Source organism: Pseudomonas sp. MF6755, from assembly GCF_016405635.1.
GTDB classification, from domain to species: Bacteria; Pseudomonadota; Gammaproteobacteria; order Pseudomonadales; family Pseudomonadaceae; genus Aquipseudomonas; species Aquipseudomonas haemolytica.
Map to the genome: position 1 here is coordinate 1 of NZ_JAEKDA010000031.1, position 25,693 is coordinate 25,693.

12 protein-coding genes are annotated in these 25,693 nt (G+C 62.2%); 4 read left to right on the top strand and 8 right to left on the bottom strand.

Annotation, left to right across the window (positions count from 1 at the left end; translation table 11 throughout):
• Positions 1-298: 298 nt before the first annotated feature.
• The 3 genes from JFT66_RS28570 to JFT66_RS28580 form a co-directional block, all read right to left on the bottom strand.
• A complete protein-coding gene (locus JFT66_RS28570; protein WP_034117014.1) occupies positions 299-1,066 on the bottom strand; it encodes an N-acetylmuramoyl-L-alanine amidase in 768 nt (255 codons plus the stop codon).
• 121 nt (positions 1,067-1,187) lie between these two features.
• Positions 1,188-2,507 (bottom strand): sensor histidine kinase, encoded by a 1,320-nt coding sequence (locus tag JFT66_RS28575; protein ID WP_034117016.1) that lies wholly within the window; start codon positions 2,505-2,507, stop codon positions 1,188-1,190.
• Positions 2,507-3,187 (bottom strand): response regulator, encoded by a 681-nt coding sequence (locus JFT66_RS28580; protein WP_034117017.1) that lies wholly within the window; start codon positions 3,185-3,187, stop codon positions 2,507-2,509. The genes JFT66_RS28575 and JFT66_RS28580 overlap by 1 nt, the downstream gene beginning before the upstream one ends.
• 175 nt (positions 3,188-3,362) lie before the next feature.
• Between JFT66_RS28580 and dsbD the strand changes: the two genes are divergently transcribed.
• Genes dsbD through dsbG form a run of 3 tightly spaced genes read left to right on the top strand, consistent with a single transcriptional unit; the run spans position 3,363 to position 6,672 of the window.
• Complete coding sequence (gene dsbD / locus JFT66_RS28585; protein ID WP_034117018.1) at positions 3,363-5,090, top strand: protein-disulfide reductase DsbD; 1,728 nt, start codon at positions 3,363-3,365, stop codon at positions 5,088-5,090.
• The gene (locus JFT66_RS28590) at positions 5,090-5,935 is read left to right on the top strand and encodes a TlpA disulfide reductase family protein (protein ID WP_034117019.1); all 846 of its coding nucleotides are present in this window, start codon (positions 5,090-5,092) and stop codon (positions 5,933-5,935) included. Before dsbD ends, JFT66_RS28590 begins: the two co-directional genes overlap by 1 nt.
• Positions 5,911-6,672, top strand: a complete 762-nt coding sequence (gene dsbG, locus JFT66_RS28595) for a thiol:disulfide interchange protein DsbG (RefSeq protein ID WP_034117020.1) — start codon at positions 5,911-5,913, stop codon at positions 6,670-6,672. Before JFT66_RS28590 ends, dsbG begins: the two co-directional genes overlap by 25 nt.
• A 56-nt stretch (positions 6,673-6,728) precedes the next feature.
• Here the strand turns inward: dsbG and JFT66_RS28600 are convergent, their stop codons facing one another.
• From JFT66_RS28600 to JFT66_RS28610, 3 genes are all read right to left on the bottom strand, one after another.
• The gene (locus JFT66_RS28600; protein WP_034117022.1) at positions 6,729-9,284 is read right to left on the bottom strand and encodes a hypothetical protein; all 2,556 of its coding nucleotides are present in this window, start codon (positions 9,282-9,284) and stop codon (positions 6,729-6,731) included.
• Between the two features lie 163 nt (positions 9,285-9,447).
• Complete coding sequence (locus tag JFT66_RS28605) at positions 9,448-22,344, bottom strand: non-ribosomal peptide synthetase (RefSeq protein ID WP_198860559.1); 12,897 nt, start codon at positions 22,342-22,344, stop codon at positions 9,448-9,450.
• A gap of 66 nt (positions 22,345-22,410) precedes the next feature.
• Positions 22,411-23,163: a thioesterase II family protein gene (locus tag JFT66_RS28610; RefSeq protein ID WP_034117024.1), complete on the bottom strand. Its 753-nt coding sequence runs from the start codon at positions 23,161-23,163 to the stop codon at positions 22,411-22,413.
• A 301-nt stretch (positions 23,164-23,464) separates the two neighbouring features.
• On the opposite strand from JFT66_RS28610, the gene JFT66_RS28615 reads away from it, so the two are divergent.
• A complete protein-coding gene (locus JFT66_RS28615) occupies positions 23,465-24,016 on the top strand; it encodes an RNA polymerase factor sigma-70 (protein WP_034117025.1) in 552 nt (183 codons plus the stop codon).
• Between the two features lie 40 nt (positions 24,017-24,056).
• Here the strand turns inward: JFT66_RS28615 and JFT66_RS28620 are convergent, their stop codons facing one another.
• Positions 24,057-24,845: a substrate-binding periplasmic protein gene (locus JFT66_RS28620; RefSeq protein ID WP_034117026.1), complete on the bottom strand. Its 789-nt coding sequence runs from the start codon at positions 24,843-24,845 to the stop codon at positions 24,057-24,059.
• A gap of 92 nt (positions 24,846-24,937) precedes the next feature.
• On the bottom strand, positions 24,938-25,561 hold the full coding sequence (locus JFT66_RS28625) for a TetR/AcrR family transcriptional regulator (RefSeq protein ID WP_153838086.1): 624 nt from the start codon (positions 25,559-25,561) through the stop codon (positions 24,938-24,940).
• Positions 25,562-25,693 lie beyond the last annotated feature (132 nt).

Sequence of the window (25,693 nt, forward strand, 5' to 3'; positions counted from 1 at the left end):
AGGTCCATAGGTTTCAGCTCTTTCCAGGGCATGGTCAGATCCTCGCGAAATCGACCCTGCCAGTTAAAAACTGTTACCTATGTGCGTGAACTGATTTGTAACCCATGTGGGTGAGTCATACCGGCGAAGGCCTTTTGCTTACTTTGGGGCCTTTCCAAAAGTGAGTCGCTGTAAGAGCGAAACCATAAGCGGCCGTTACCGCAGCAACGGATATGTACTCGGCCTGATCCAACATCCTGGTCGGTCCTGAGGCCGCCATCGGGAGCAAGCCCCCTCCCACATTTGAACAGCGCTCGAGTCAAATTCCGCGGTATTTTTCGTTAAGCGCATACAAGATCGCGCAAGTCTCTGCATCCAGGAATCCACAATAATCCCTCGGCCGAAAGTGCATCTGAAACGCCCGGGTTCGCCGCTCAAATGCCTGCCGGTTCTGCGCCGGCTTATATCCGTAGCGCTGAAACGCCCGCTCCACCTCGACCTCTGGCGGCAAGCCGACACAAAAGCGACGCTGGTACATCGCCCGGGTCGGCTCATCAAACCAGGCGCCTACTCCGGCTTCATGCAGAAAATGCCAGGGCAACCGAGGCCCGGGATCGCTCTTGCGCCAATAGGCCACGTCTGAATGCCCGAGAATGTCGGTCGGCCCAATCTGCGGATAACGCCCGAGAATGTCGCGAACCAACGCAACCAACACGTCAATCTGCTCTTCAGGGTACTGAGGAAAGGTAAATGCACCCGCGTCATCCCGCGCCAGGTTAACGACCTCAATGCCAATCGATCGGCCGTTAAGATTGCCCCTCCCGCCCCAATAGCTCACCCCCGCATGCCAGGCGCGCTTGCCTTCGTCCACCAGGCGAAACACGCGTAACTCTTCATAACCCGCAGCGCGGTAGCTGGGTTCATCGGGATCGGGCAGCAGGTAGTGGGCGCTGACGCCATCTTGAGTCAGGGTGCCCAGGGATGAAGCAAAGGGCGCCGCCGTGTAGTGCAGGATGATCTGCCGCACGGATTCGCCGTCGCGGTCGTTGAAATCCTTGGCAGGGAAACTGGTATCGATAACCAACATAAGAACCGTCCTTTTCAATTCAGGCCGACTCATTCGGCCCGTTCAAGCGCAAAAAATTACCGCCATCCTGAAGGGTTGAATTTCAGGCGGGCGGTAATTATTTGGCACGTGAAAAGAAGGTTCAGCGACGCAGCGGCATACCCAGGTCAACCCGCAAGCCGTCCGGCTGGCTGTCGAATGTCAACGAGCAGGAGCAGCGCTGCACAATCGCCTGGACGATGGCCAGGCCCAGGCCACAGCCTTCGCTGTTGCCATTGCGCCAGAAACGCTGGGTGAGGTATTGCAGGTCTTCGCTGGAGATCTGCTTGCCATGGTCACGCACGCGGAAAACCACGTGTTGAGCGTTGCTGGACACGCTCAGTTCCACCCGGGTATCGGCCGGGGTATGGCGCAAGGCATTGTCCAGCAGGTTGCGCAAGGCGGCGACGGCCAGGCCCACGGGCATTTCCAACGGGCGGTCGGAAAGATCGTTCGTCAAGATCAGGTCGATCCGACGATTGTCACCGGCGTTGGCGTCCTGGATCGCCAGCCGTGCCACTTCCTCGGCACTGGACTGCACGCCATCGTCAAACGACAGGCTGCCCTCCACCCGCGCCAGCAGCAACAGTTGCTCCAAGGTGCGATGCAGACGGTCAGCGCCTTCCTCCGCGTGGGCCAGGGACTGGTCGCGGGCCGCGCCCTCGGTCATGCGTGCCACTTGCAGGTGAGTCTTGATGGCCGTCAATGGGCTGCGTAGCTCATGAGCGGCGTCTCCGGTAAGGCGGCGTTCGCGCTCGATGGTCTTGGCAATGCGTTGCAGCAATTGGTTCTGGGTGTCGAGCAGCGGCTTGAGCTCGCTGGGCAACGGGTGAATCTGTAGGGGCTCAAGGGAATCGGCACTGCGGCGCATCAAGGCGTCACGCATGCGATTGAGCGGCACCAGGCTCTGGCCGATACCCAACCACAGCAGGCACAGGCACCCCAGCAAGGCCACGCCGACCGGCACCGAGGCAGCCAGCAGTATCGACAGGTTGAGAGCTTCGCGCTCCACCTGGCGGTCGGCGGTGGTAATCAGCAAGTCACCACGGGACAACGTGAAACTGCGCCAGCCCACACCATCGATGACCTGGTCACGAAACCCACTCTTGCGCGACTCCAGCCCCTCCTCGGGCGTGGTGTGGCTGCGCGCCAGGATCTCACCGCGTAGAGAGCTGACCTGGCAAGCCATGCCACCCGGCACATTCAGTTGTTCGGCGCGCAAATGCGTACCGGCGCTGACACTGGCCAAACCCGGCATCTGCTCGGTCAGCCCCGCCACCATGCGCGCCGAGGCCACCAGGCGCTGGTCGAGGGAAAACATCATCTGGTTGCGCAAATCGTTGAGCATCCAGGCTGCCGCCAGCACCCAGATAAGCACAAAGGCGGCGCCCAGCTTGAACGTCAGGCGCAGGCGCAAGCTCATCACTGGGTGTTCTCTCCAGCATCCGCCGGGCCCAGGCGATAGCCCAGGCCCCGGACGGTTTCGACGATACCGTTGCCCAATTTGCGCCGCAGGTGGTGGATATGCACGTTGAGCGCATTGCTTTCGAGCTCGTCATTGAAGCCGTAGACGCTGTCCTTGAGCTGTTCGCTGGACAGCACGCGGCCCTTGTTATGCAGCAACGCCTGCAACAGCGCCTGTTCGCGACGGGACAGGTCCACCGGTTGGCCACCCAGGAAAGTCTCGCGGCTGCTGGGGTCGTAGGCCAGGCGACCATGTTCGATCAGGTTGACGCTACGCCCTGCCACCCGGCGCAACAGGGTTTGCAGGCGAGCCGCGAGTTCACGCAGGTCGAAGGGCTTGAGCAGGTAGTCATCGGCGCCGGCTTGCAGGCCATCGACACGGTTGGTCACCGAGTCCCGCGCAGTGAGGATCAGCACCGGGATCTCCAACCCCTGGCTGCGCTGTTGTTGCAGCAGCTTGAGGCCGTCTTCGTCGGGCAGGCCGAGGTCGAGCACCATGATGTCGAAGGCCGCTGCCTTGAGCATCGCCCGCGCTGCCGAGGCTGTGGCCACGCGCTCCACCGTGAAGCCCTGGGCAGTAAGGCCGGCCACGACGCCGCTGGCGATCAGTTCGTCGTCTTCACAGACCAGTACGTGCATGGTGAACCCTTCATGAAAGATGGGAGGATTAAAAGTGCAGCGGATTAAGCGCCGATTATGCCGCGAAAAGAAGCAAGCTCGGACAATCCCTACACTTTAGAATAGCCCCGGTTAATCATCGGTTAATCAACGCCACACATTGTGTGCCTCACTTGCATCGAACTAAGGCTTGACCATGCGGCATCTATTGACCTTTCTGCTGGTGTTGTTCGCAGGATTCGCCCAGGCAGCGCCGGGCAGTCCCTTCGAAACCAAACCCGACTTTCTCCCGGTGGGCAAAGCCTTCACCTTTACCTCTGAACGTCTTGAAAGTGGCGAGACACAACTGTATTGGCAGATTGCCGACGGTTACTACCTGTACCAGCAACGCATGAAGTTCGACGGTCTCGCCGAACAGCCGGTGCTGCCTCAGGGTGAAGCCCATAGCGATGAGTTCTTCGGCGAGCAGCAAGTGTACCGCCAGGGCCTGGAGGTGAAGATCCCCGCCGGCGCCACTGGCCAGGTCAAGCTGGGCTGGCAGGGCTGTGCCGATGCAGGCCTGTGCTATCCGCCACAGTCGATTACCGTAGACCTGGGCGGCAACCCGGCTGTAGCCGCTACCGCGCAGGCCCAGGACCAAAGCCTGGCCAGCGGCCTGCAACAGCGCAGCCTGGGCTGGAGCCTGCTGGTGTTCTTTGGCCTGGGCCTGCTATTAGCGTTTGCACCCTGCTCGTTGCCGATGCTGCCGATTCTCGCCGGCCTGGTAGTCGGCAGTGGCGCCAGCCCGCGTCGTGGCTTTGCCCTGGCCGGCAGCTACGTGGTGTGCATGGCGCTGGTGTATGCGGCCCTGGGTGTGGTGGCCGCATTGCTCGGCGCCAACCTCGCCGCACTGCTGCAAACCCCATGGATCCTGGGTAGTTTTGCCGCCTTGTTTGTGGTGCTCGCCCTGCCGATGTTCGGCGTCTTTGAACTGCAACTGCCCGCCTTCCTGCGTGACCGTCTCGATAACGTCAGCCGTCAGCAAAGCGGCGGCAGCCTGGTGGGTGCTGGGGTACTCGGCGCGCTGTCCGGCCTGCTGGTGGGCCCGTGCATGACTGCGCCCCTGGCCGGCGCCCTGCTGTATATCGCCCAGAGCGGCAATGCGTTGCACGGTGGCCTGATCCTGTTCGCCATGGGTATCGGTATCGGTATTCCGCTGTTGTTGCTGGTCACTGTGGGCAACCGCTTCCTGCCCAAGCCGGGCACCTGGATGAATGTGCTCAAGGGCATCTTCGGCTTCCTGTTCCTGGGTACCGCCGTGCTGATGATTCGCCCCGTGGTCGACGACAGCCTGTGGATCGGCTTGTGGGGCGCCCTGGCGCTGGTGATGGCCTACTGCGGCTGGACGCTGGCCCGTGAGTTCGGCCTGGCGGCCAAGGTCTTCGGCGCCGGCTCCCTGGTATTGGGCCTGTGGGGCGCGGTGCTGGTGGTGGGTGCAGCGGGTGGCAGCGATGAGCTGTGGCAACCGTTGAAGGTCTACAGCGGCTCGCGGGCCGCCAGTACACCGAGCGCCCATGATGCGTTCATGACCATCAATGACCCGGCCGCGCTGCAAAGCCAACTCGACAGCGCCAAGGCGCAGGGCCAATGGGTACTGGTGGACTACTACGCCGACTGGTGCGTGTCGTGCAAGATCATGGAGAAACAGGTCTTCGGCAAACCCGAAGTGATGGACGCACTCAAAGACGTACGCCTGGTGCGCCTCGACGTCACCGCCGACAACGCCGCCAGCCGCGAGCTGCTGGGCCGTTACAAAGTGCCGGGGCCGCCGAGTTTCGTGTGGATCGGCCCGGACGGTGACGAACGCCGCGCCCAACGCATCACCGGCGAAGTGGATGCGGCTGCCTTCCTGCAACGCTGGACCCAGACACGGAACGCGCTCTGATGCTGACCTTCACCATCGGCACCTTCGCCATTGCCCTGAATCATCTGCTGCTGATCAGCGCGCTGATTCTCGCCACCCTGGTGGGCTGGCGCGTAGCCAAGCGCGGCGGTGAGAACCCTGAGTCGGTGCTGTTCAGCCTGTTCCTGCTGGGCATGCTCGCCGCCCGTGTCAGCTTTGTGTTGATGTACTGGAGTTATTACAGCAACGACTGGGTCGAGATGGTCGACTTGCGCGACGGTGGCTTTCTTGCGTGGCCCGGGATTATCGCGCTGGTGCTCGGTGCGCTGGCGTATGGCTGGCGTCGCCCGGCCTTGCGCAAGCCGCTCTGCGCCGGGGTGATCACCGGCCTGGTGTTCTGGGGCATGGCCAGCCTGTCCCTCAGCGTTTACGAAAAAGGCACCCGCCTGCCGGACATCACCTTGCGCAATGCCAATGGCGAGGTGGTGCAACTGGCGGACTACCAGGGCGGGCCGCTGGTGATCAACCTGTGGGCTACATGGTGCCCGCCGTGCCGTCGCGAAATGCCGGTGCTGGAAAGCGCCCAGCGCCTGCGCCCCGACGTGACCTTCCTGTTCGTCAACCAGGCCGAAAGCATGCAAAGCGTCAGCACCTACCTGGCCACCCAGGGCCTGAATCTCGATAACGTGCTGTTCGACGCCAGCGGCCGCCTCGGCCAGGCCGTGGGTTCCATGGCGCTGCCGACCACGCTGTTCTACCAAGCCGATGGGCGCCTGATCAACAGCCACCTGGGCGAACTATCCGACGCCAGCCTGGCCCGCGCCATGGAACCCTTCGACAACGCCACAACAAGGAAACCGACATGCCTCGCCTCCGCCACTTGCTGACCCTGCTGCCTTTGACGCTCGCTGCCACCCTGGCACACGCCGAAGACTGGCCGGCGCCGATCAAGCAGATCGAAGCCAAGGGCGCCAAGATCATCGGCACATTCGACGCCCCCAGCGGCCTCACCGGCTACGCCGCGCAGTACCAGAACCGAGGCATGGCGCTGTACCTGACCGCCGACGGCAAGCACGTGATCGCCGGCAACCTGTACGACGCCCAGGGCAATGACCTGAGCACCGCGCCCCTGGAAAAGCTGGTGTACGCGCCAATGGCCAAGGAAGTCTGGGCCAAGATGGAAAAAAGCAGCTGGATCCAGGACGGCGATAAAAACGCCCCGCGCACCGTTTACCTGTTCAGCGACCCCAACTGCCCGTACTGCAACATGTTCTGGGAACAGGCGCGCCCATGGGTCAAGGCCGGCAAGGTGCAGTTGCGCCACATCATGGTCGGCATCATCCGCGAAGACAGCCCAGGTAAATCCGCCGCCCTGCTCGCCGCCAAAGACCCGCAAAAAGCCCTGCAGGAACACGAAGCCGCCGGCAAGGGCAGCAAGCTCAAGGCCCTGGAAAAGATCCCGGCCGATGTCGAGGCCAAGCTCGATGCCAATATGAAGTTGATGGATGAGCTGGAGTTGTCGGCGACGCCGGCGATTTTCTATCTGGATGACAAGGGTGGGTTGCAGCAGCAGCAAGGGGCGCCTTCGCCGGAGAAGTTGGTGAAGATTTTGGGCAGTAAGTAGACGCAAAACGCTCCCGCCAATGACGGGAGCGTTTGCAATCAGGTTTTTATCACGACTTATAAATCCTCCACCAAGAGGTCCGTCATCGCAAAGTCGTTACCGCTTGCCCCCGAAGCGAGATGAGACACAACTTGCAGTTGCATGGATGAACTGGACGCTACGAAAGTCCCCTCTATTTTTCTCCATGCCATGGCCGTGAATGTTGTTACTGCGGTAACGGCACCGGCATTAGTCCGCAGCGACAACTGTGGTAACGGGGCAGCCCCATTATAGGTACAGCCGAGCATGCTGAAACGATAGCTACGCCCCACCTCAAGCCCAGTAACGTCTTTATATAAAATGATGCCCGCCGTGCCTGAGCTGGCGGTGCCGTTTACGATGCACGATTTACTAAATACCGTGGTGTATCTGTTTTCGCCTTGGGACGCCGCACCATCCAACCAGCCGTTGCGATTGCCACCGTCAAACGTCGTGAAATCGTAGTAGCCGGCGAGAAAGATAAGCCGCAACGATGGGAAGGTAATCGCGTTACTTTCATTCGTACTGCCGTCTGGTGTGGCGTTGAAGATGAAGGTCAAGTGAGAGCCACTCTTCAAGACGGCCAGGTGGGATCGCAGCACGATATCCATCATCCCCTCATCGACGTCCGTTACGGGTTTCGTCAGATACACATCAAACGAGTAAGGATTGCCGTTTTGCAGGACCCCGCCCCCACGCATCCAGCCTATTTGCTTCAGGAGAATAAACCACCATTTCTCGACGTCAATGTCGGCGTCCCCGGTAAAAGTGCGTAAATCCAGAATGCCGTCTTGAGTGGCGGGTGGCGTCGCCTGACGCACTACGGGGGTCGGCAACCGGGTCGGCACACTGATCTTTAGCTCAAGCGTCTTCGACGGCGCCAACTTACAAGTACTGGTCACTATGTAATTGATCAGGATGGTTTTACCTGCGCCCTGAATCACCGCTTCACGCGGGATCGCAAAATCAACATAGCCCGGATCACTGTTGCCCGGTTTTGATTCCAACGGCAGGCTCGTGCCGTCCGCCTTGATCCACTTCGCCTGGATCATATGGTGACGGCTGATCCCCTCATACTTCACCCGAACCTTCACGCCGTTGCGGCCGTTCCAGATCGTCAGTTGATCACCTAACGCTTCACATACTGTCGGGCATGGAAGTACCAACGCCTCCTGCTCGATGGTGTAGTACCGTACAGGGAATTCGACGGCGGTCTCCAGCTCGCATGCGCCATTAAAGTTTGCCGCGAAATGCAATTCAAACTCGCTGCAATCCGCCAGTTTTTGCAGAGCTGCACGGGAGATCGGCGCCTCGACGCAACCCTGCAACCAGGCGGGCGTCAGCGGCTCACCCTCCAGCACATCGATTCGGCAGGCGCGACCGTCTTCCGATACGCCAATGATCCACATCCAGCAGCAATCGTCCTTCTGGGCGTAACTCCAAATGGGCACCTCACCTGTTGCGTCATCGTTAAAGGTATTGAGGTCCAGCACTGTGCCAGTGACCTGCGCGATTTTTGGCCTAAGCAAACCACTGATGCCAAGTACTTTGACCGTCCGCTCGGGGGATGGCCATCGGCTGCCATCGCAGCGCGTGACGCTGTAGGCCAACTTGATATCTTGCTCAAAGTTGGCGCGGATCGCCGAGGGCGGTACTGAAAACACAAGACGGGTTCCACCTTCGCCTACTGAGCGGCACTCCAGTGGCGGCGAACCTGGCCCCGGCGTGCCGGAGAGCGTCGGGCACACCGTATCGTCGCTGCACAGGCTCCCTTTCGCCACAACGAGATGCGCACCGTTAACCGCGTTTACGGGGTTGAGGACCCAGCCGAACTCGGTCTGCACCGCTTCCTCCAGCTTGGGCGGCGACAGGTCCAGATGAGGCTCGGTGAGCAACGTATAGGTCCTCCCTGGGAAGCCCCTGTAGGGTGTAACCGCACTGAAGCGAACAGTGCAAAAAATATACAGCTCACTGTCATGCTTGAACTGCCGGAGCACGGACTGAGGCAAGACTCGTTTCCATCCATCGCGTACGTCCTCCTCGGTAACCGGCTCATGCTGGTATTGGTAGAAACCGAATTTGGTACCATTAGGACGAATCCCGCTTATATAGCAGTTGATCGTTTGGATCGTGCTGGCAAAATCCCAAGCCGGAATGCAAATAACCGGGTCTTTACAGCAAAACAAAGAAAGATCCAGCTCGTCGTTGATAGTTTTGAGTACTTGCACCTGAGGCAGGTAGGGCAGGCTGATTCTTACCTCACCTTCCAATGAGGTTTGATCCTCCTCACCGTCTCGAGTGACGGTGTAGGTAAACCTGGCAAAGTTGTCCAGCCGCAGTGCTATGTATTGGGCTGGGATATAAAAGTTGATGCAACCGTCGCCACCGCCATCCTGAGGCTCGATCGGTGGATAAGAGCTGCCCGCCAGGGGCCAGTTCAGGGTGATACGGTCTGTTGGCTGCATGTCGTCGTAGCAGACCCTGACGGTGCCTCCGTTCAGCAGTACCCTGGGGTCTTTGACCTCTCCATCTTCGTCGGCCTCAACCAGCTTGGGTATGGGTAGATCAAGGGCATCCGGCAATGACTTGGGCATGGTAAAAGCTCCTTTTCAACAAACAGGGAATGTCGAACCCCAGGCGTTCGCCTAACCGACATCACCCATCACAGCGTAAAAAAGCAGCTTTTCCTACTGTCAAAATTGACAGTTCTCGCTAGAAAAACGGCGCTACCCGACCAACGGGCAGCGCCATTGCGCCTTAAAGCCCCTCCAACTCCGCCATCAAATCACTCAACCGATCCACCTTCTCCGCACTGATCTCATTGGCCGCCAACCCATCGATATACTCGGCCAACTCCGCCACCGTGCTGCACTCGAACATCGCCCGCAGCGGCACGTCGCGCTGCAACGTCTTTTGCACCCGCGAGGCGATCTGCGTAGCCAGCAACGAGTGCCCGCCCAGTTCGAAGAAGTTGTCCTGCACACCTACCCTGTCGGCTTTCAGTACCTCGGCCCAAATTCCGGCCAAGGTGGTTTCCAGTTCATTGCGCGGCGCCAGGTAGTCCTGGCTGTGCAGTTGGCCGATCTCCAAGGCTGGCAGGGCCTTGCGGTCGAGTTTGCCGTTGGCGTTGAGCGGCAGGCGCTCGAGCCATAGCCAGTGCAGCGGCACCATGTATTCCGGCAGTTCGGCACGCAGGCGTTGCTTGATGCGGTCCAGGCGCTCGCTCGGGTTGAGCGTTGCGTCGGCGGCTACCAGGTAACCCACTAGATGCTTGCCGTTGACGCCTTCCTGCACGCCAACCGCCGCGTCGCGTACCTCCGGTTGTTCGTGCAGGCGCGCTTCGATTTCACCCAGTTCGATGCGATAGCCGCGAATTTTCACCTGATGGTCGATACGCCCGACGTACTCCAACACGCCGTCACTGCGTCGCCGCGCCAGGTCGCCGGTGCGGTAGAGACGCTCGCCTGGTGCGCCGAATGGGTTCGGCACAAACACCGGGGCGGTGCGCAGCGGATCGCTGACGTAGCCACGACCGACCCCAATGCCAGCGACGCACAGCTCACCGACCGCGCCCTGGGGTACCAACTCCAAGGCACCATCAAGCAGGTACAAACGGTTGTTGTCGGTTGGCGTACCAATCGGCAGATAAGTGCCACGGGTCGAGGCCAGGTCGACGCGGAAGAACGCCACATCATCCGAACATTCCGCCGGGCCGTAGGCATTGACCAGGCCAATCTGCGGATAGCGCAGCAGCCATTGGTGTGCCAACTCCGGTGGCATCGCTTCACCGGTAGGCAACATCCAGCGCAGGCCGTCGAGGCTGATGCGGTCCTGGGCCAACATGCCCTGGATCAGCGACGGCACACTCTCCAGCACGCTGATGCCCTGTGCCTGAACGTGCTCCAGCAAGCCTTGCGGATCATGGGCAATAGTGTTCGGCACAATATCCACACGCGCCCCAAACAACGGCGCGGCGAGGAACTGCCAGACGGAAATATCGAAACTTTGCGAAGCGGTCTGGGCGATCACATCCGTCTCGCTCAGTTGCAGGTACGGCACCTTGCTCAACTGGTTATTGAGCATCCCACGCTGTTCGACCATCACGCCCTTGGGCAGGCCGGTAGAACCTGAGGTGTAGATCACGTAGGCGAGGTTGTCCGGGCCGCTGTAGACACCTGGGTTCTCACCACGAGCGGGCACTTCCTCCCACACCAGCAACTGGCACTCAACCCCTTCGAGCAATTCGATGGCCTGCTCGCGGCACGCCTCGGTACACACCAGCAACGGCGTGCGGCTCAGGTCGATGATGCGGCTCAGGCGCTGGCTCGGCAGCCCCGGGTCCAGCGGCAGGTAGCCGGCACCGGCCTTGAAGCTGCCGATGATCATGCCCAGCAGGTCGAGGTTACGTTCAGCCAGCAGCGCCACCGGTTGATCCAGGCCGACACCCGCCGCAATCAGCGCATGGCCCAGGCCGTTACTGCGGCGGTTCAGCTCGTCGTAGCTCCATTGCTGGTCGAGGCAACTGGCGGCAATACGCTGCGGATGCTGCGCCACCTGTTCTTCGAACAACTGAACGTAGCTGCGTTCCAGCGGATAGCGGTGCTCGCTCTGGTTGCAGCCTTCCACCAAGAATTCATGCTCCTGCTCACCAATCAGCGGCAGCTCGGCCATGTCGCCATGGAAGCCCTGCACCAGCGCCAACAGCAAGCGCTTGAACTCGCCAAGCATGCCTTGCACGGTGCTTTCATCGAAGTAGCGCTGGTCGTAGGACAGGTGCAAGCCAAGGTCATCGCCTGGATAGCACACGGCGGTGAGCGGGAAGTTGGTGTGGGTGCGGCCGGAATCCGAGGTGGCGTTCAGGCTTTGCGCACGGTCCAGCACCGAGACTTCTACCGGCGCGTTCTCAAACACAAACAGGCTGTCGAACAGCGGCTGGCCCTTGGGCAATTCGCTGTGCTCCTGGATGGTCACCAGCGGCAGGTATTCGTACTCGCGCAGTTGCATATTGCTGTCGAGCAAGCCGCTCAACCACTGGCGCACGCTGCAACGCTGGCCATCCTCGGGCAGCTTCACCCGCAGCGCGATGCTGTTGATAAACAGGCCGACGGTGCGCTGCATCTCGGGCATTTCCACCGGGCGCCCGGCCACGGTGACGCCGAACAGTACGTCTCGCTCGCCGCTCAAACGGCGCAGCACCAAGGCCCAGGCCGCCTGGGCAAAGGTATTGACGGTGAGCTGGTGCGCCTGGGCCAGTTCGCGCAGTTGCGCACCGTCACGGGCATCGAGGCGAGTGTAACAGTCGCCCACCACCATACCGCCGCTGCCACCGGCGTGTTCGCGCAAGAATGGGCGGTCGCTCGGGATCGGTGTGGTGCGCTCGAAACCTTGCAGGTTGTGCTGCCACCACTGGCGCGCCTCATTGAGGTTCTGGCGTTGCAACCAGGCAATGTAGTCGCGGTAGCGCGGCGGCGGGGCCAGTTGCGCCTCGCGGCCCTCGCCCAGGGCCATGTAGATATCGAAGAAATCATTCATCAGCAGCGAACGACACCAGGCATCGATGAGGATGTGGTGGTTGCTCATCATGAACCAGTAGCGTGCCTCGCCCACACGGATCAGGCGCAGGTGGAATGGCGCCTGGTTGAGCAGGTCGAAGCCGGCTTCGCGTTCGGCCTTGAGCAACGCTTGCAGACGCGGCTCCTGCTCGGCCTCGGGAACGGCGCTCCAGTCCAGGTACTCAATCGGCGCGCTGCCGGGTTTGTGGATCACTTGCAGCATGTCTTCGCCAACGTTCCAGCAGAACGAGGCGCGCAAGGCTTCATGCCGGGCGATCACCGCTTGCCAGGCCTGGGCGAAACGTTCGGGGTCCAGGGCGCTGTTGATGCGGTAGCGGTCCTGCATGTAATACAGGCCGGTGCCCGGTTCCAGCAGGGTGTGCAGCAGCAGGCCCTCCTGCATCGGGGTCAGCGGGTAGACGTCCTCGATGGCGCTGGGCGGTACCGGCAAGGCATCCAGTTGCGCCTGGGTCAGGTGCGCCAGGGGGAAATCTGACGGTGTGAGGCCGCCGGCATCGTCCTGTAGACAATGGGCGATCAGGCTGTGCAACTCGGCCAGGTAAGCCTCGGCCAGATCGCGAATGGTCCGTTGATCATGCCGCTCACGGCTGAAGGTCCAGCGCAGCACCAGCTCACCGCCGTACACCTGGCAGTCGACGCTCAGCTCATTGGGCAACGGTGCGTCCGGATCATGGGCGAGGCCGGCGGACTCCTCCAGCGGATGGAACAGTGCGTCGGTGCCAAAACTCTGGTCGAACTGCCCAAGGTAGTTGAAGGTGAGCTGCGCGCTCGGCAGTGCGGCCATGCTCTGTTTGCACAGGTCATCGGCCAGATAACGCAGCACGCCATAGCCCAAGCCTTTGTGCGGCAAGGCACGCAGTTGCTCCTTGATCGCCTTGATCGAGTCGCCCTGCCCAGCCTGCGGTGTCAGGCGCAACGGATAGGCACTGGTGAACCAGCCAACGCTGCGGGTCAGGTCGATATCATCGAACAAGGTTTCGCGGCCATGGCCTTCCAGCTGGATCAGCGCCGAGGCATGCCCGCTCCAGCGGCATAGTACGCGGGCCAGGGCGGTCAGCAGCAGGTCGTTGACCTGGGTGCGATAGGTGCTCGGCGCCTGTTGCAGCAACTGACGGGTATGCTCGGCATCCAGGCGCACGCTGACTGTGTCGGCATCGCGATTGCGCAGTGCGCCTTGTGGGCGCTGCACCGGCAATGCCACGGTCGGGCCGGCCAACTGTGCTTGCCACACGCTCAATTCTTCGCGCAGGGATTCGCTATGGGCATACGCCTGCAAACGCGCAGCCCAATCCCGTAGCGCGCTGGTCTTGGCCGGCAGGCTGACGGACTGGCCTTCACTGAGTTGGCGATAGACGTTTTGCAGGTCTTCCAGCAACACGCGCCATGACACGCCGTCCACCACCAAGTGATGGATCGCGATCAACAAGCGCTGCTGGCCTTGCGGGCCGTCCACCAGCAAAGCACGCAACAGCGGCCCGTGTTCCAGATCGAGGCTGCGCTGGGTGTCGGTGAACAGCGCGGTGCACTGCTGCATATCACGCACCTGGGCCTGCATCAGCACGCCGCCTTCCGGTACGGCCAAGTGTTCGGCGTGCCATTGCGCGTCGCGCTGGGTAAAGCTCAGGCGCAACGCATCGTGGTGTTCCAACACCGCCAGCAGCGCTTGCTCCAGGCGATGGGGTTCGAGCAGTTGCAGTGGCTTGAGCACCAACGCCTGGTTCCAGTGCTGACGCGTCGGAATATCGGTGTCGAAGAACCAGTGCTGGATCGGCGTGAGGCCCGAGCGGCCGGTCAGCAGCCCTTGCTCGGCCGTGACCTGCTCCGAGCGGGTGGCGACGGCGGCCAGGGTTTGCACGGTCTGGTGCTGGAACAGGTCGCGGGGGCTGAAATGAATCCCGGCCTGGCGTGCGCGGCTGACCACCTGGATCGACAGGATCGAGTCGCCGCCCAGTTCAAAGAAGTTATCGTCGAGGCCGACTTGCTGCACGTTCAACACCGCGCACCAGATCGCCGCCAGCGTACTTTCAAGCTCGGTGCGTGGCGCCACGTAGTGTTGGCGGTTGGCCTCCGGGTCGGGTTGCGGCAGAGCCCGGCGGTCGAGCTTGCCGTTGGCGGTCAGCGGCATGCTGTCGAGCACGATCAAATGCGCGGGCAGCATGTAGTCTGGCAGTTGCGCCTTGAGGTGCGCCTTCAGCGCTTCGCGCAATCCAGCGTGTTCGGCATCGCTGACCAGGTACGCCACCAGCTGTTTGCCACTCGGCGCATCCAGCGCCAGCACCACCGCTTCGCGCACGGCGGCATGTTCCAGCAGGCGCGTTTCGATCTCGCCCAGTTCGATGCGGAAACCACGAATCTTCACCTGATGGTCGATGCGCCCCAGGTATTCCACCAGGCCATCGGCGCGTTGGCGCACCAGGTCGCCAGTGCGGTAGAGGCGCCCGCCATTGGCGGCAAACGGGTCGGCAACAAAGCGCTCCGCCGTCATCCCCGGACGGCGGTGATAACCCTGGGCCAGCCCGGCGCCACCGATATACAACTCGCCGCTGGCGCCTTGGGGCACCAGCGCCAGGTCGGCGTCGAGAATGTAAGCCACGCGCTCACCAATGATGCTGCCAATCGGCACGCTGCCAGCGCCCTCCTCCAACTGCTGCGGAGCGAGACTGGCCAACGGCATGACCACCGTTTCAGTAGGGCCGTAGGCGTTGAAAAACACCTCGGGCGTGAACGCCGCACGAATGCGCTGCAGGTGTTCGCCGGTCAGCGCTTCGCCACCGGTGATGCACATGCGCACCGGCAACGTCTGCTGCTGGGTCGCCAGCCACTGCGCCAACTGGCTGCCGTAGCTGGGAGTGAAGCCGAGAATATTGATGCGGTGGGTACGAATCAGCCCACAGATTTCTTCAGCATCCCACTGGCCCTGGGCGCGCAATACCACCTGCGCACCACTGAGCAGCGGCACCAGCAAACGCTCGGTGGCGGCGTCGAAGTTGATCGAATAAAAGTGCAGTTCGCAGTCATCCGCACGCATGCCAAACCGCTCGATCACCGCCTGGCAATGCATGGCGATTTCACCGTGGGACACCACCACGCCTTTGGGTTTGCCGGTGGAGCCCGAGGTGTAGATCAGGTACGCCTGGTGTTGTGGCAGGCTGACAAACGGCAGCGCGTCGGCGGGGTAATTCGTCAACACCGGCAGGTCATCTTCCAGGCACCAGCACGCCACCGTCGCCGGCAGTTCGCCGAGGGCTTCGAACATCGCCGCATCACTGAGCAGCAGGCCGATGTCGCTGTCCTCGATCATGTAGTGCAGGCGGTCCAGTGGGTATTCCGGGTCCAGCGGCACGTAGGCGCCACCAGCCTTGAGGATCGCCAGCAGGCCAATGACCATTTCCAGCGAGCGCGGCAGCGCCAGGCCGACACGTACCTGCGGGCCGACGCCGCGCTCGCGCAGCATCCAGGCCAGGCGGTTGGCGCGGGCATCCAGTTCAGCGTAACTCAGGGTCACACCGGCAAAGGTCAGCGCCGGAGCATCGGCACGCCGGCTGGCCTGCTGGCTGAACAGTTGATGGATGCACTGGTCGAGGCGGTGCTCGCCCTTCTCAACCCCCAGGCTGTCGTGTAGTGCACGCTGTTCATCTGCGGTCAGTAGCGGCAGCTCACTGAGGCGCTGCTGCGGGTTGGTGATCAAGGCTTCCAGCAGGTTGCGCCAATGCTCGGCCATGCGCGCAATGCGCGGCTCATCGAATAGGTCGGTGCTGTAGGTCAGGCAGCAACCCAGGCGATGGTCGAGGTCGGTGACTTCCAGGTTGAGGTCGAACTTGGTGGCCCGCGCATCGTTGGCCAGGTACTCGACGGTCATGCCTGCCAGTTCACGGCTCTGCTGGAATTCCCAGCGCTGCACGTTGCACATCACCTGGAACAGCGGGTTGTACGCGGCGCTGCGGGGTGGTTGCAGGGCTTCGACCAGATGGTCGAACGGCAGGTCCTGGTGCGACTGGCCCTCGATCACGGTGTGACGCACCTGCTCGAACAGTTCGACGACATTCATTTGCCCATTGAGCTGGCAACGCAGCACCTGGGTATTGAGGAATGCGCCGATCAGCCCTTCGCTTTCCGGGCGAATCCGGTTGGCCACGGGGGCGCCGATGCGCAGGTCGGTCTGGCCGCTGTAGCGGTAGAGCAACACGGCCAGGGTCGCGGTCATGGTCATGAACAGGGTCAGGCCGCGCTCGGCATTGAAGGCGCGTACGCGCGCGGCCAACTCATCACTCAGGTCGAAGCGGTACAGCTCGCCCTGGTGGCTTTGTACCGGTGGCCGCGGGCGGTCGCCGGGCAGTTCCAGCAGCGGGTGTTCAGTGCCCAATTGCGCGGTCCAGTAATCCAGCTGGCGTTGGCGCTCGCCGGACTCCAGCCACTGGCGCTGCCACACGCTGTAGTCGAGGTACTGCACCGGCAACGGCGCCAGCGGCGAGTCGCGGTCGTCGATAAAGGCTTCGTACAAGGCGCTGAGTTCACGGGCAAAGATGTCCATGGCCCAGCCTTCGGTGACGATATGGTGCAGGGTCAGCACCAGGTAGTGTTCCTGCTCGCCGGCCTTGACCAGGCAGGCCCGCAACAGCGGCCCGGTTTCCAGGTTGAATGGCGTGTGTGCTTCTTGATCCGCCAGTTGCTGCAAACGCTGCTGGCGCTCGGTTTCGTTGAGCGCTGAAAAGTCCTGCCAGTTCATGCGCACACCGGTCTGCGGCGCGACCTTCTGGCACGCCACACCGTCGACGCTCGGGAAGGTGGTGCGCAGGGTTTCATGGCGCATGATCAACGCCTGCAACGCCGCCTCGAAACGCCCCACATCCAGCACCCCGCGCAGGCGCGCCATGCCGCCAACGTTGTAGGCCGGGCTGTCGGGTTCCATCTGCCAGAGGAACCACATGCGCTGCTGGGAATAGGACAACGGCACCGGCGCGCTGCGGTCGACCCTGGTGATTGCAGTCTGTTGGTTACGTTGGCCCGCGGCCTGGATCAACCCGACCTGCTCGACAAAGGCGCCCAACTCGCTGGCGTCGAACAGGGTGCGCAATGGCAGCTCGACGTCACACGCCTGGCGTGTGCGCGAGATGATTTGCGTGGCCAGCAACGAGTGCCCGCCCAACGCGAAGAAGTCGTCGCGCAGCCCGATGCGTGGCAGGCCGAGTACTTCGCGCCAGATCGCGGCGATTTGCAGTTGCAAAGGCGTGTGCGGTTCGACGTGCTCGCGGGTTTGCCACACCGGCTCCGGCAAGGCACGGCGGTCGAGCTTGCCGCTGGGGCTCAGGGGCATGGCGTCCAGGCGCATCAGCAGCGCAGGCACCATGTATTCCGGCAACTCGGCGGCCAGGGCGGTCTTGAGTTGCTGTTCGTCCAGTTCGGTGGGGCCGGTGTAGTAACCGATCAACTGCTCATCGCGCACCAGCACCACGGCTTGGGCGATGCCGTCGAGGGCCAGCAGGCGCGCTTCGATTTCTTCCGGCTCCACACGGAAACCGCGCAGTTTGACCTGCTGGTCCAGACGCCCGAGGTATTCGAGCACACCATCGTCATTCCAGCGCGCACGGTCCCCGGTGCGGTACAGACGTGCGCCGGCCGCGCCCATGGGGTCCGCGACAAAGCGTTCAGCGGTCAGCCCGGCACGGCCAAGGTAACCTCGGGCCAGGCCGATACCGCCGATGCACAACTCACCCGGCACACCGGCCGGCAGCGGGTTGAGCTGCTCGTCGAGCACGCGGCAGATCACATTGCCCAACGGCCGGCCAATCGGCGAGCGCTCGCCATCCGCGGCGGTGCAATGCCAATGTGTGACGTTGATCGCGGTCTCGGTCGGGCCATAACGGTTGTGCAACTGCACCGCCGGCAGTTGCGCAAGTACGCGGTTACGCAACTCGGCGGGCAAGGCTTCGCCACCGGAGAACAGGCGACGCAGGCTGGTGCATTCAGCCACCAACGGCTCGTCGATAAACAACTGCAACAACGGCGGCACGAAGTGCAGCGTGGTCACGCCGTGTTCCTGCACCAACTGCGCGATGCGGTGCGGGTCGCGATGCTCACCAGGCCCCGCTAGCACCAGGCGGCAACCGGTGATCAGCGGCCAGAAGCATTCCCACACCGACACGTCGAAACTGATCGGTGCCTTTTGCATCAGCACATCGGTTTCATTCAGCTGGTACGTGGCCTGCATCCACTGCAAACGCTCGGCCAGCGCCCCATGGGTGTTGCCCACGCCCTTGGGCTGGCCAGTGGAGCCGGAGGTGTAGATCACGTAGGCAAGGTTTTCGCCGTGCAGGTGCAGGCCCGGTGCCTGGGTTGGCCAGCTGTCGAGGTGCAGGCTGTCCATGGCAATCACGCACACGCCTTCGGCGGTGGGCAACTGCTCCAGCAACGCCGTCTGGGTCAGCAGCAGGTGTACGCCGCTGTCGTTGAGCATGTAGGCCAGGCGCTCGGTGGGGTAATCCGGGTCCAGCGGCACGTAGGCGCCACCGGCCTTGATGATCGCCAGCAGGCCGATCAGCAGTTGCGGCGAACGCTCGGCGGCGATGGCCACGCACACGTCCGGGCCGACGCCTTTGTCGCGCAAGTAATGGGCCAGGCGGTTGGCCTGGGTATGCAGTTGGGCGAAGGTCAGGCTGGCGTCCTGCCAGACCAGTGCGGTGGCGTCCGACGTCTGCTGGTTGAGCAGGTCGGGCAACCATTGCCTGGCCGGCGCACAGGGCGCTTCGCTCCAGGGTTGCTGTTCGTCAGCCGGCATCAACGGCAAGTCGCCAAGGGCTTGCCGGGGTTGCGCGCACACCGCTTGCAGCAGGTGGATGAAATGTTCGGCCAGGCGCTGAATGGTCACGGGTTCGAACAACTCGTCGGCGTAGTCGAACGACAGGCTCAAGCGCCCGTTACGGTCTTCTTCGCTGTGCAGTTGCAGGTCGAACTTGGCTTCGCGGCTGTGCCATGGCAGCTCATCGGCGAGCAGGCCCGGCAGGCGGCGCAAGGCGCTGAGGTCACGTTGCTGGTGGTTGAACATCACCTGGAACAGGCCCTGTTCGCGGGCCTGGGGGAAGGCCTCCAGCAGTTGTTCGAAGGGCAGGTCCTGATGGGCCTGGGCGGCCATTGCCGTCTCACGGGTAGTCGCCAACAGTTGGTTGAACGGCAGGCGCCCATCCAGCTCGGCACGCAGCACCAGGGTGTTGATAAAGAAACCGATCAGGCCCTGGGTTTCCTGGCGCGGGCGGTTGGCATTGGGCACACCGATGCGGATATCGCGCTGGCCACTGTAGCGATAGAGCAAGGCCTGGAACGCTGCCAACAGCAGCATGAACGGGGTCGACTCATGGGCCTGGGCGGTCTGGCGAACGGCGGCGCTGAGGCGCGCATCCAGGCGCAGGCTGTGGCGCGAGGCGCTGTGCCGATGCAGAGCAGAACGCGGGTGATCGGTGGCCAGGTTCAGGGCCGGATGTTCTTCACCCAACTGGGCCTTCCAGTACGCCAGTTGGTGCTGGCCTTCGCCTTCGGCCAGCCATTGGCGCTGCCAGCTGCCGTAGTCGGCATAGTGCAAGGCCAGCGGTGGCAGTTCCAGGCTCTGGCCTTGCACGGCAGCGGCGTACAGGCGCGAGAACTCGTCAATCAGGATATTCAGCGACCAGCCGTCAGCGATGATGTGATGCAGCGTCACCAGCAGTTGGTGCTCTTCATCGTCCAGGCGCACCAGGGTGACCCACAGCAGCGGGCCTGTTTCAAGGTCGAATTGGGTGCGTGCTTCGTCTTCGCGGATCTGTTGCGCACGGGCCTCGCGCTCAGCGTGCGGCAGGTCGCTGAGGTCGATGACTTGCAGCGTGAAATCCACCCGTGGCTCGACACGCTGGAAGGCCTGCCCATCGCGTTCGTAGAAACGCGTGCGCAAGGCTTCGTGGCGCTGGATCAGTTGCTGGAAGCTTGCGCGCAGCGCGTCTTCATCCAGCTCGCCGCGCAGGTGCAGCGCGCCCGGAATAGTGTAGGCGCTGCTGTGAGGGTCCAGCTGCCAGGTGATCCACAGGCGGTTCTGTGCCAGGGATTGAGGCAGGTCTTCGTGGCGCGAAAGTGCATGGATCGCGCCCTGGGCAACGCCGCCGTCCTGTTGCAATTGCGCCACGCTCGCGGCGAATGCCGACAGCGTCGGCGCTTCGAACAGCAGGCGCAGGTTGAGTTCCAGGCCTAGGGTTTCGCGCAGGCGGGCGACCACTTGGGTGGCGGTGATGGAGTTGCCGCCGAGCAGAAAGAAGTGATCGTCGGCGGCCACGCTGGTCAGTTGCAGTTGTTCACACCAGATCGCCGCGATCTGGTTGTGCAGGTCGGACGCCAGCGCCACCTCGCTCGCCGGCGTTTGCACACCGGGGAATTGCGCGTAGCTGTCGAGGCTGCCATCGGCATGGCGAATCGCGCAGGCCGCACGTTGCACCTTGCCGCTGGAGGTCTTCGGCAAGGCACCGGGGTTGAGCAGCACCACCACGCTCGGGGCTTGCTGGCAGGCCTCGGCCACGGCTTGGCGAATCGCCTTGATCAGCGCTCCGGGCGGCAGAATTTTCTGCACGCTGCGGCTGATTTCCGCGGCGATGCCGATGCCTTCCAGGCCTTGGTCATTCACCGCAAAGGCAGCGACACGGCCTTTGCGTACCACTTCCACTTCGCGCTCGATGGTCTGTTCGATGTCCTGGGGGTAGAGGTTGTGGCCGCGCACGATCAGCAGGTCCTTCAGGCGCCCGGTGATATACACCTCACCGTCGCGGATGAAACCCAGGTCACCGGTACGCAACCAGGTACGGCCGGCGTGCTGGACGAAGGTCTTGGCGCTGGCTTCGGGGTTGCGCCAGTAGCCGTGGGCGATGCTCGGGCCCGTGGCCCAGAGCTCACCGACGCAGTTGTCGGCAAGCTCCGTGAGCGTATAAGGATCGGCGATCAGCACGGCATGGTCCGGCTGGCTGGTGCCGCAGCTCATGATCGCACTGCCCTGCCCCGGCTCGGCACGGTTGGCGGCCAACGCCTGCTCGTCCATGCGCATCGCGGGAATGCCCTGGCCACGGGTGCCGCCGGCGACAAACAGGGTTGCTTCGGCCAAACCATAGGAGGCGAAGAAATTATTCGGGGTGAAGCCGCAGGGGGCGAATTTTTCCGCGAAGCGTTCCAGGGTGTCGAGGCGAATCGGCTCGGAGCCTGAATAGGCCACGCGCCAACGGCTCAAATCCAGGCGCCCCAATGCCGACTCACTGACCCGCTCGCTGCACAACCGGTAGGCGAAATCCGGGCCGCCGCTGATGGTGCCGCCGTATTCACTGATCGCTTCCAGCCAACGCAGTGGGCGACCGAGGAAGTAGGCCGGCGACATCAACACGCAGGGCACGCCACTGAAAATCGGTTGCAGCAGGCCACCGATCAGGCCCATGTCGTGGTACAGCGGCAGCCAGCTGACGATCACGTCATCGGGGTTGAGGTCGATACCGAAGCCACGGCGGATCAGCACTTCGTTGGCCACCAGGTTGCCGTGACTGACTTGCACGCCCTTGGGCAAGGCGGTGGAGCCTGAGGTGTATTGCAGGAAGGCGATGTCGTCGGCTTGCAGCGCGGGTTCGAACCAGTAGTCGGCCTGCTGCGCATCCAGCGTGTCCACGCTCAATACCGGCGGCGCATTTTCGATCTGCGCCAGGCCTTCGCTGAGGCTGGCAATCGTCAACAGCAGGCGCGGCTCGGCGTCGGCAATGATCGACAGCAAGCGCTCCTGGTGATGGCGGCGCGTGGACTCCGGTGGATAAGCCGGCACGGCGATCACCCCGGCGTACAGGCAACCAAAGAACGCCGCGACGTAGTCCGGGCCGCTGGGAAACAGCAGCACCGCACGCTCGCCCGGGCCGGCGCTGGCTTGCAAGGCGGCGGCGATCGTGCGGGCGCGTTGGTCCAGGTCACGGTAGCTGAGCACCACGCTCTGCTCGGCCGACTCGGCCAGGAAGCGCAGAGCTACCTGGTCCGGTGTCTGCGCGGCACGGCGTTGAAGGGACTGGACTAAAGTGCGGGGGAGTTCGAAGGCGTCCATCATGGGGTTCCTGCCTGAAATCGGCTTACGGGAAATTCGGCGTACTTGAAAATCAACAGCGGGGAGCGATCAGACGGCAACCCGTTGCCGCGCTGCGTCGCTGCGCCAGCGGGCCAGGTGTTCGTCGGCATAGCGGCGCACGCAACGCAGCACGGCGCTTTCGTGTTGCACGAGGAAGAAGTGGTGGCCGTCAAACATGTCCAGGGAAAAGCCGCTGGCGGTGTCAAGTTGCCAGTCGAGCAACTGGTCGGCGCGCACGCTGTCCTGCTTGCCGCCGAACACATGGATCGGCAGGCCCAGAGGCTCGCGCTCGCCATAGCTGAAGCTGCCGCACAGCAGGAAGTCGGCGCGCAGGATCGGCAACATCAACTGCATCAACTCGGGGCTGGCCAAGGCTTCTTCGGCGGTGCCCTTCAACTCCCGCAAGCGGGCGATCAGCTGGGCATCGGTCTTTTCGATGGCGTATTCACTGACATCACGGCGCGCCGGGCCAGCAGTGCCGGAGGCGAACAGGGCCAGAGGCGCAGGCACATTGCGTGCGCTTAAAGCGTGGGCCAATTCAAACGCCAGCAACCCGCCAAGGCTGTGGCCAAACAAGGCATAGGGGCCGTCGAGGTCAGGGCTGATTTCTTCTGCGAGCTGCGCGGCCAGGGCCTTGATATCGCGTTGCAACGGCTCGTCCATGCGCATGCCACGCCCCGGCAACTCCAACGGGCATACGTGCAGCCAATCCGGCAGGGCGCGACGCCAGCGAGCGTAGACCGAGGCACTGGCGCCTGAGTGGGGCAGGCAAAACAGGCGCAGCCGGGTTGGCGCACTCATGAGGTGAGGACTCCAAACTGCAACATGCCGAATGCACGATAAAAACCCATCTGGTCCTCCTGCGGGTGCTGATCCTTGGCCGTTGTACTAACAGGCCTGTCACCCAGAAGAACGGACGGCAGCGGCAAATAATTAGTCGCCGGGGACGAGCGAGACGTGGTTCACACCTTCAATAAAGGCATAAGATTAGTTCGTCTTCTCATTTGACAATCATTATCATTCAGCATAATTTGTTGCCCGATGTGTAGGAGGCCTCAGCAGGGACGCCCTCCCCTAAACCATTAGCAGTAAGGTGATTTCCATGACGGAACAAGTATCCACAGGCAGGTGCGACTCACCCCTTCTCCAGGCGTTCGTCGACAATCGACTGATTTTGGTGAAGATCGCGGCACGTATTACCGGGTGCCGCTCCCGCGCCGAAGATGTGGTGCAGGATGCGTACTTCCGGTTGCAGTCGGCACCGACGATCACCTCTTCGTTCAAGGCCCAACTGAGTTATCTGTTCCAGATCGTGCGCAACCTGGCGATCGATCACTACCGCAAGCAGGCCCTGGAGCTCAAATACTCCGGGCCCGAAGAGGAAGGCTTGAATGTGGTTATTCACGGCGCGTCACCGGAAACCTCCCACATCAATTTCAACACTCTGGAAAACATCGCCGACGCCCTGACGGAGCTGCCCCAGCGCACCCGCTATGCCTTCGAGATGTACCGCCTGCATGGGGTGCCGCAAAAGGATATCGCCAAGGAACTGGGGGTTTCGCCGACCCTGGTGAACTTCATGATTCGTGATGCACTGGTGCATTGCCGCAAGGTGTCGGGTAGCCATAGCGATACGTTTGCGCGCAGGGTTTGAAGTAGGGTGGGGACTCCCACATTTTGCCCCCCCAGAGAACTCAGGGCAGTGGTGTTACATCAATGCGATACGGCTCGAAGATCTTCAGCATCTCACCATTATCCCTAAGGCCCTTGAGCAATACAGAAAACGCCTCCCCCGTGATCGGTGCCTTCGGCCGCAGCAACGCGTAATGGTGATAAACCTGGTCAATGCGCTCCGACACCAGAAACTGCCCGGCCATGTCCGCGTTGCGCACCATGAAGTCACTCAAGTACGAACGGGTGACCAGGGCGATATCGGCGCGCCCACGGGCGACCATCAGCAAGTTGCTGTCATGGGAATAGGTCAACGTGGCGTTGAAGTGCTCGGCCATGTGCTTGGGGTCGGAGTTGAAGTTGGCGAAGGCGTAGTGATAGCCGCTGAATACCGCCAGGCGTTTACCGGTGAGGTCGGAGAAATAGCTCTGGTCGCGGCCGGACTGACGTTGGGCGACGAAGATTTCTGCATCTTCCAGGCCCATGTCGACACTGGTATGGGCAATGTTCTTCCAACCCCAGGACGGGTTTTCGAAGATCGCCATGTCGACCCGGCCTTGCTCGAAATCGCGAAAACGCCGTGGGATGGAGGTAGGCACCAATACAAACTGATAGTCGGTTTGCGCAGCGTTCAGGGCCTCGACCAATTGCGGCAGCAAGCCGGTGTCAGCCCCTTGCTCAGGGCGTATGGTGTAGGGCGGAAAGTGCGCCGCGCCGACTCTCACCAACTGCGCAGCACCGGCCTGCGTCCACGCTGCGGTGCCCAGTGCCCATAAAGTAAGTCCTGCAGCCAGCCGCCATGGCGAAAACATCGAGACACACACCGTTGAATACTCTGAGGGCGATAAGCTAGGCGTTTTTGCCTGGAGAGACAACGTTTGCCATCAAATTAATGGCCTGCGCTTCAGTCCGACTTCAGCACCATCAACAAGGCTTCTTCGGCCAGTTCTTCAAGGGTCAGGCTGCCCTGCGCGCGGAACCAGGTGGTGGTCCAGGACAACGCGCCTGTCAGGAAGCGCCGGGTGATAAACACATCGCCCCTGATGTAGCCAGCGGCCTTGGCCTCGCCCAGCACCTGCAGCCAGATCTGCTCATACACATCGCGCAATGCCAGCACCTGGGCCTGACCTTCGGCCGACAGCGAACGCCACTCGTAGACCAGCACCGCCATCGCCTCGCCACTGCCGCCCATGATCGACTGCAACTCGCAGCGAATCAGCGCCAGCACACGCTCGCGCACGTTGCTTGCCTCCTCCAGCGAGGCACGCATCATCGCGGTGTTGTAGTGAATGGTTTCCTCCATCACCGCCCGCAAGATCTCATCCTTGCTCTTGAAGTGGTGAAAGATGCTGCCGGACTGGATGCCCACCGCGCTGGCCAGATCACGTACGGTAGTGCGCTCAAAGCCCTTATTGCGAAACAGGTGAGCCGCGGTTTGCAGCAATTTGCCCCGCGCACTCTCGGGATCGGTCAACTGGCCACCGTCGACCATGGCGCGCATCACCCCCAGGGCTTTGTGCTCATCCATGCTGCTCTCCTTCACTTCTACTGACGTCTTGGGCGGCAATTTAGGCCGTGGCCGCCACCCAAGCAAGCGCTTGGGTGAAACTTGCTCAGAGAGTTTACAAACCAAGCGCTTGCTTGGTAGTCTCGACGCCAG

Coding starts and splice junctions, on each gene's coding strand:
- JFT66_RS28570 (WP_034117014.1), bottom strand. CDS start 1,066: ATGTTGGTTATCGATACCAGTTTCCCTGCCAAGGATTTCAACGACCGC.
- JFT66_RS28575 (WP_034117016.1), bottom strand. CDS start 2,507: ATGAGCTTGCGCCTGCGCCTGACGTTCAAGCTGGGCGCCGCCTTTGTG.
- JFT66_RS28580 (WP_034117017.1), bottom strand. CDS start 3,187: ATGCACGTACTGGTCTGTGAAGACGACGAACTGATCGCCAGCGGCGTC.
- dsbD (WP_034117018.1), top strand. CDS start 3,363: ATGCGGCATCTATTGACCTTTCTGCTGGTGTTGTTCGCAGGATTCGCC.
- JFT66_RS28590 (WP_034117019.1), top strand. CDS start 5,090: ATGCTGACCTTCACCATCGGCACCTTCGCCATTGCCCTGAATCATCTG.
- dsbG (WP_034117020.1), top strand. CDS start 5,911: ATGCCTCGCCTCCGCCACTTGCTGACCCTGCTGCCTTTGACGCTCGCT.
- JFT66_RS28600 (WP_034117022.1), bottom strand. CDS start 9,284: ATGCCCAAGTCATTGCCGGATGCCCTTGATCTACCCATACCCAAGCTG.
- JFT66_RS28605 (WP_198860559.1), bottom strand. CDS start 22,344: ATGATGGACGCCTTCGAACTCCCCCGCACTTTAGTCCAGTCCCTTCAA.
- JFT66_RS28610 (WP_034117024.1), bottom strand. CDS start 23,163: ATGAGTGCGCCAACCCGGCTGCGCCTGTTTTGCCTGCCCCACTCAGGC.
- JFT66_RS28615 (WP_034117025.1), top strand. CDS start 23,465: ATGACGGAACAAGTATCCACAGGCAGGTGCGACTCACCCCTTCTCCAG.
- JFT66_RS28620 (WP_034117026.1), bottom strand. CDS start 24,845: ATGTTTTCGCCATGGCGGCTGGCTGCAGGACTTACTTTATGGGCACTG.
- JFT66_RS28625 (WP_153838086.1), bottom strand. CDS start 25,561: ATGGATGAGCACAAAGCCCTGGGGGTGATGCGCGCCATGGTCGACGGT.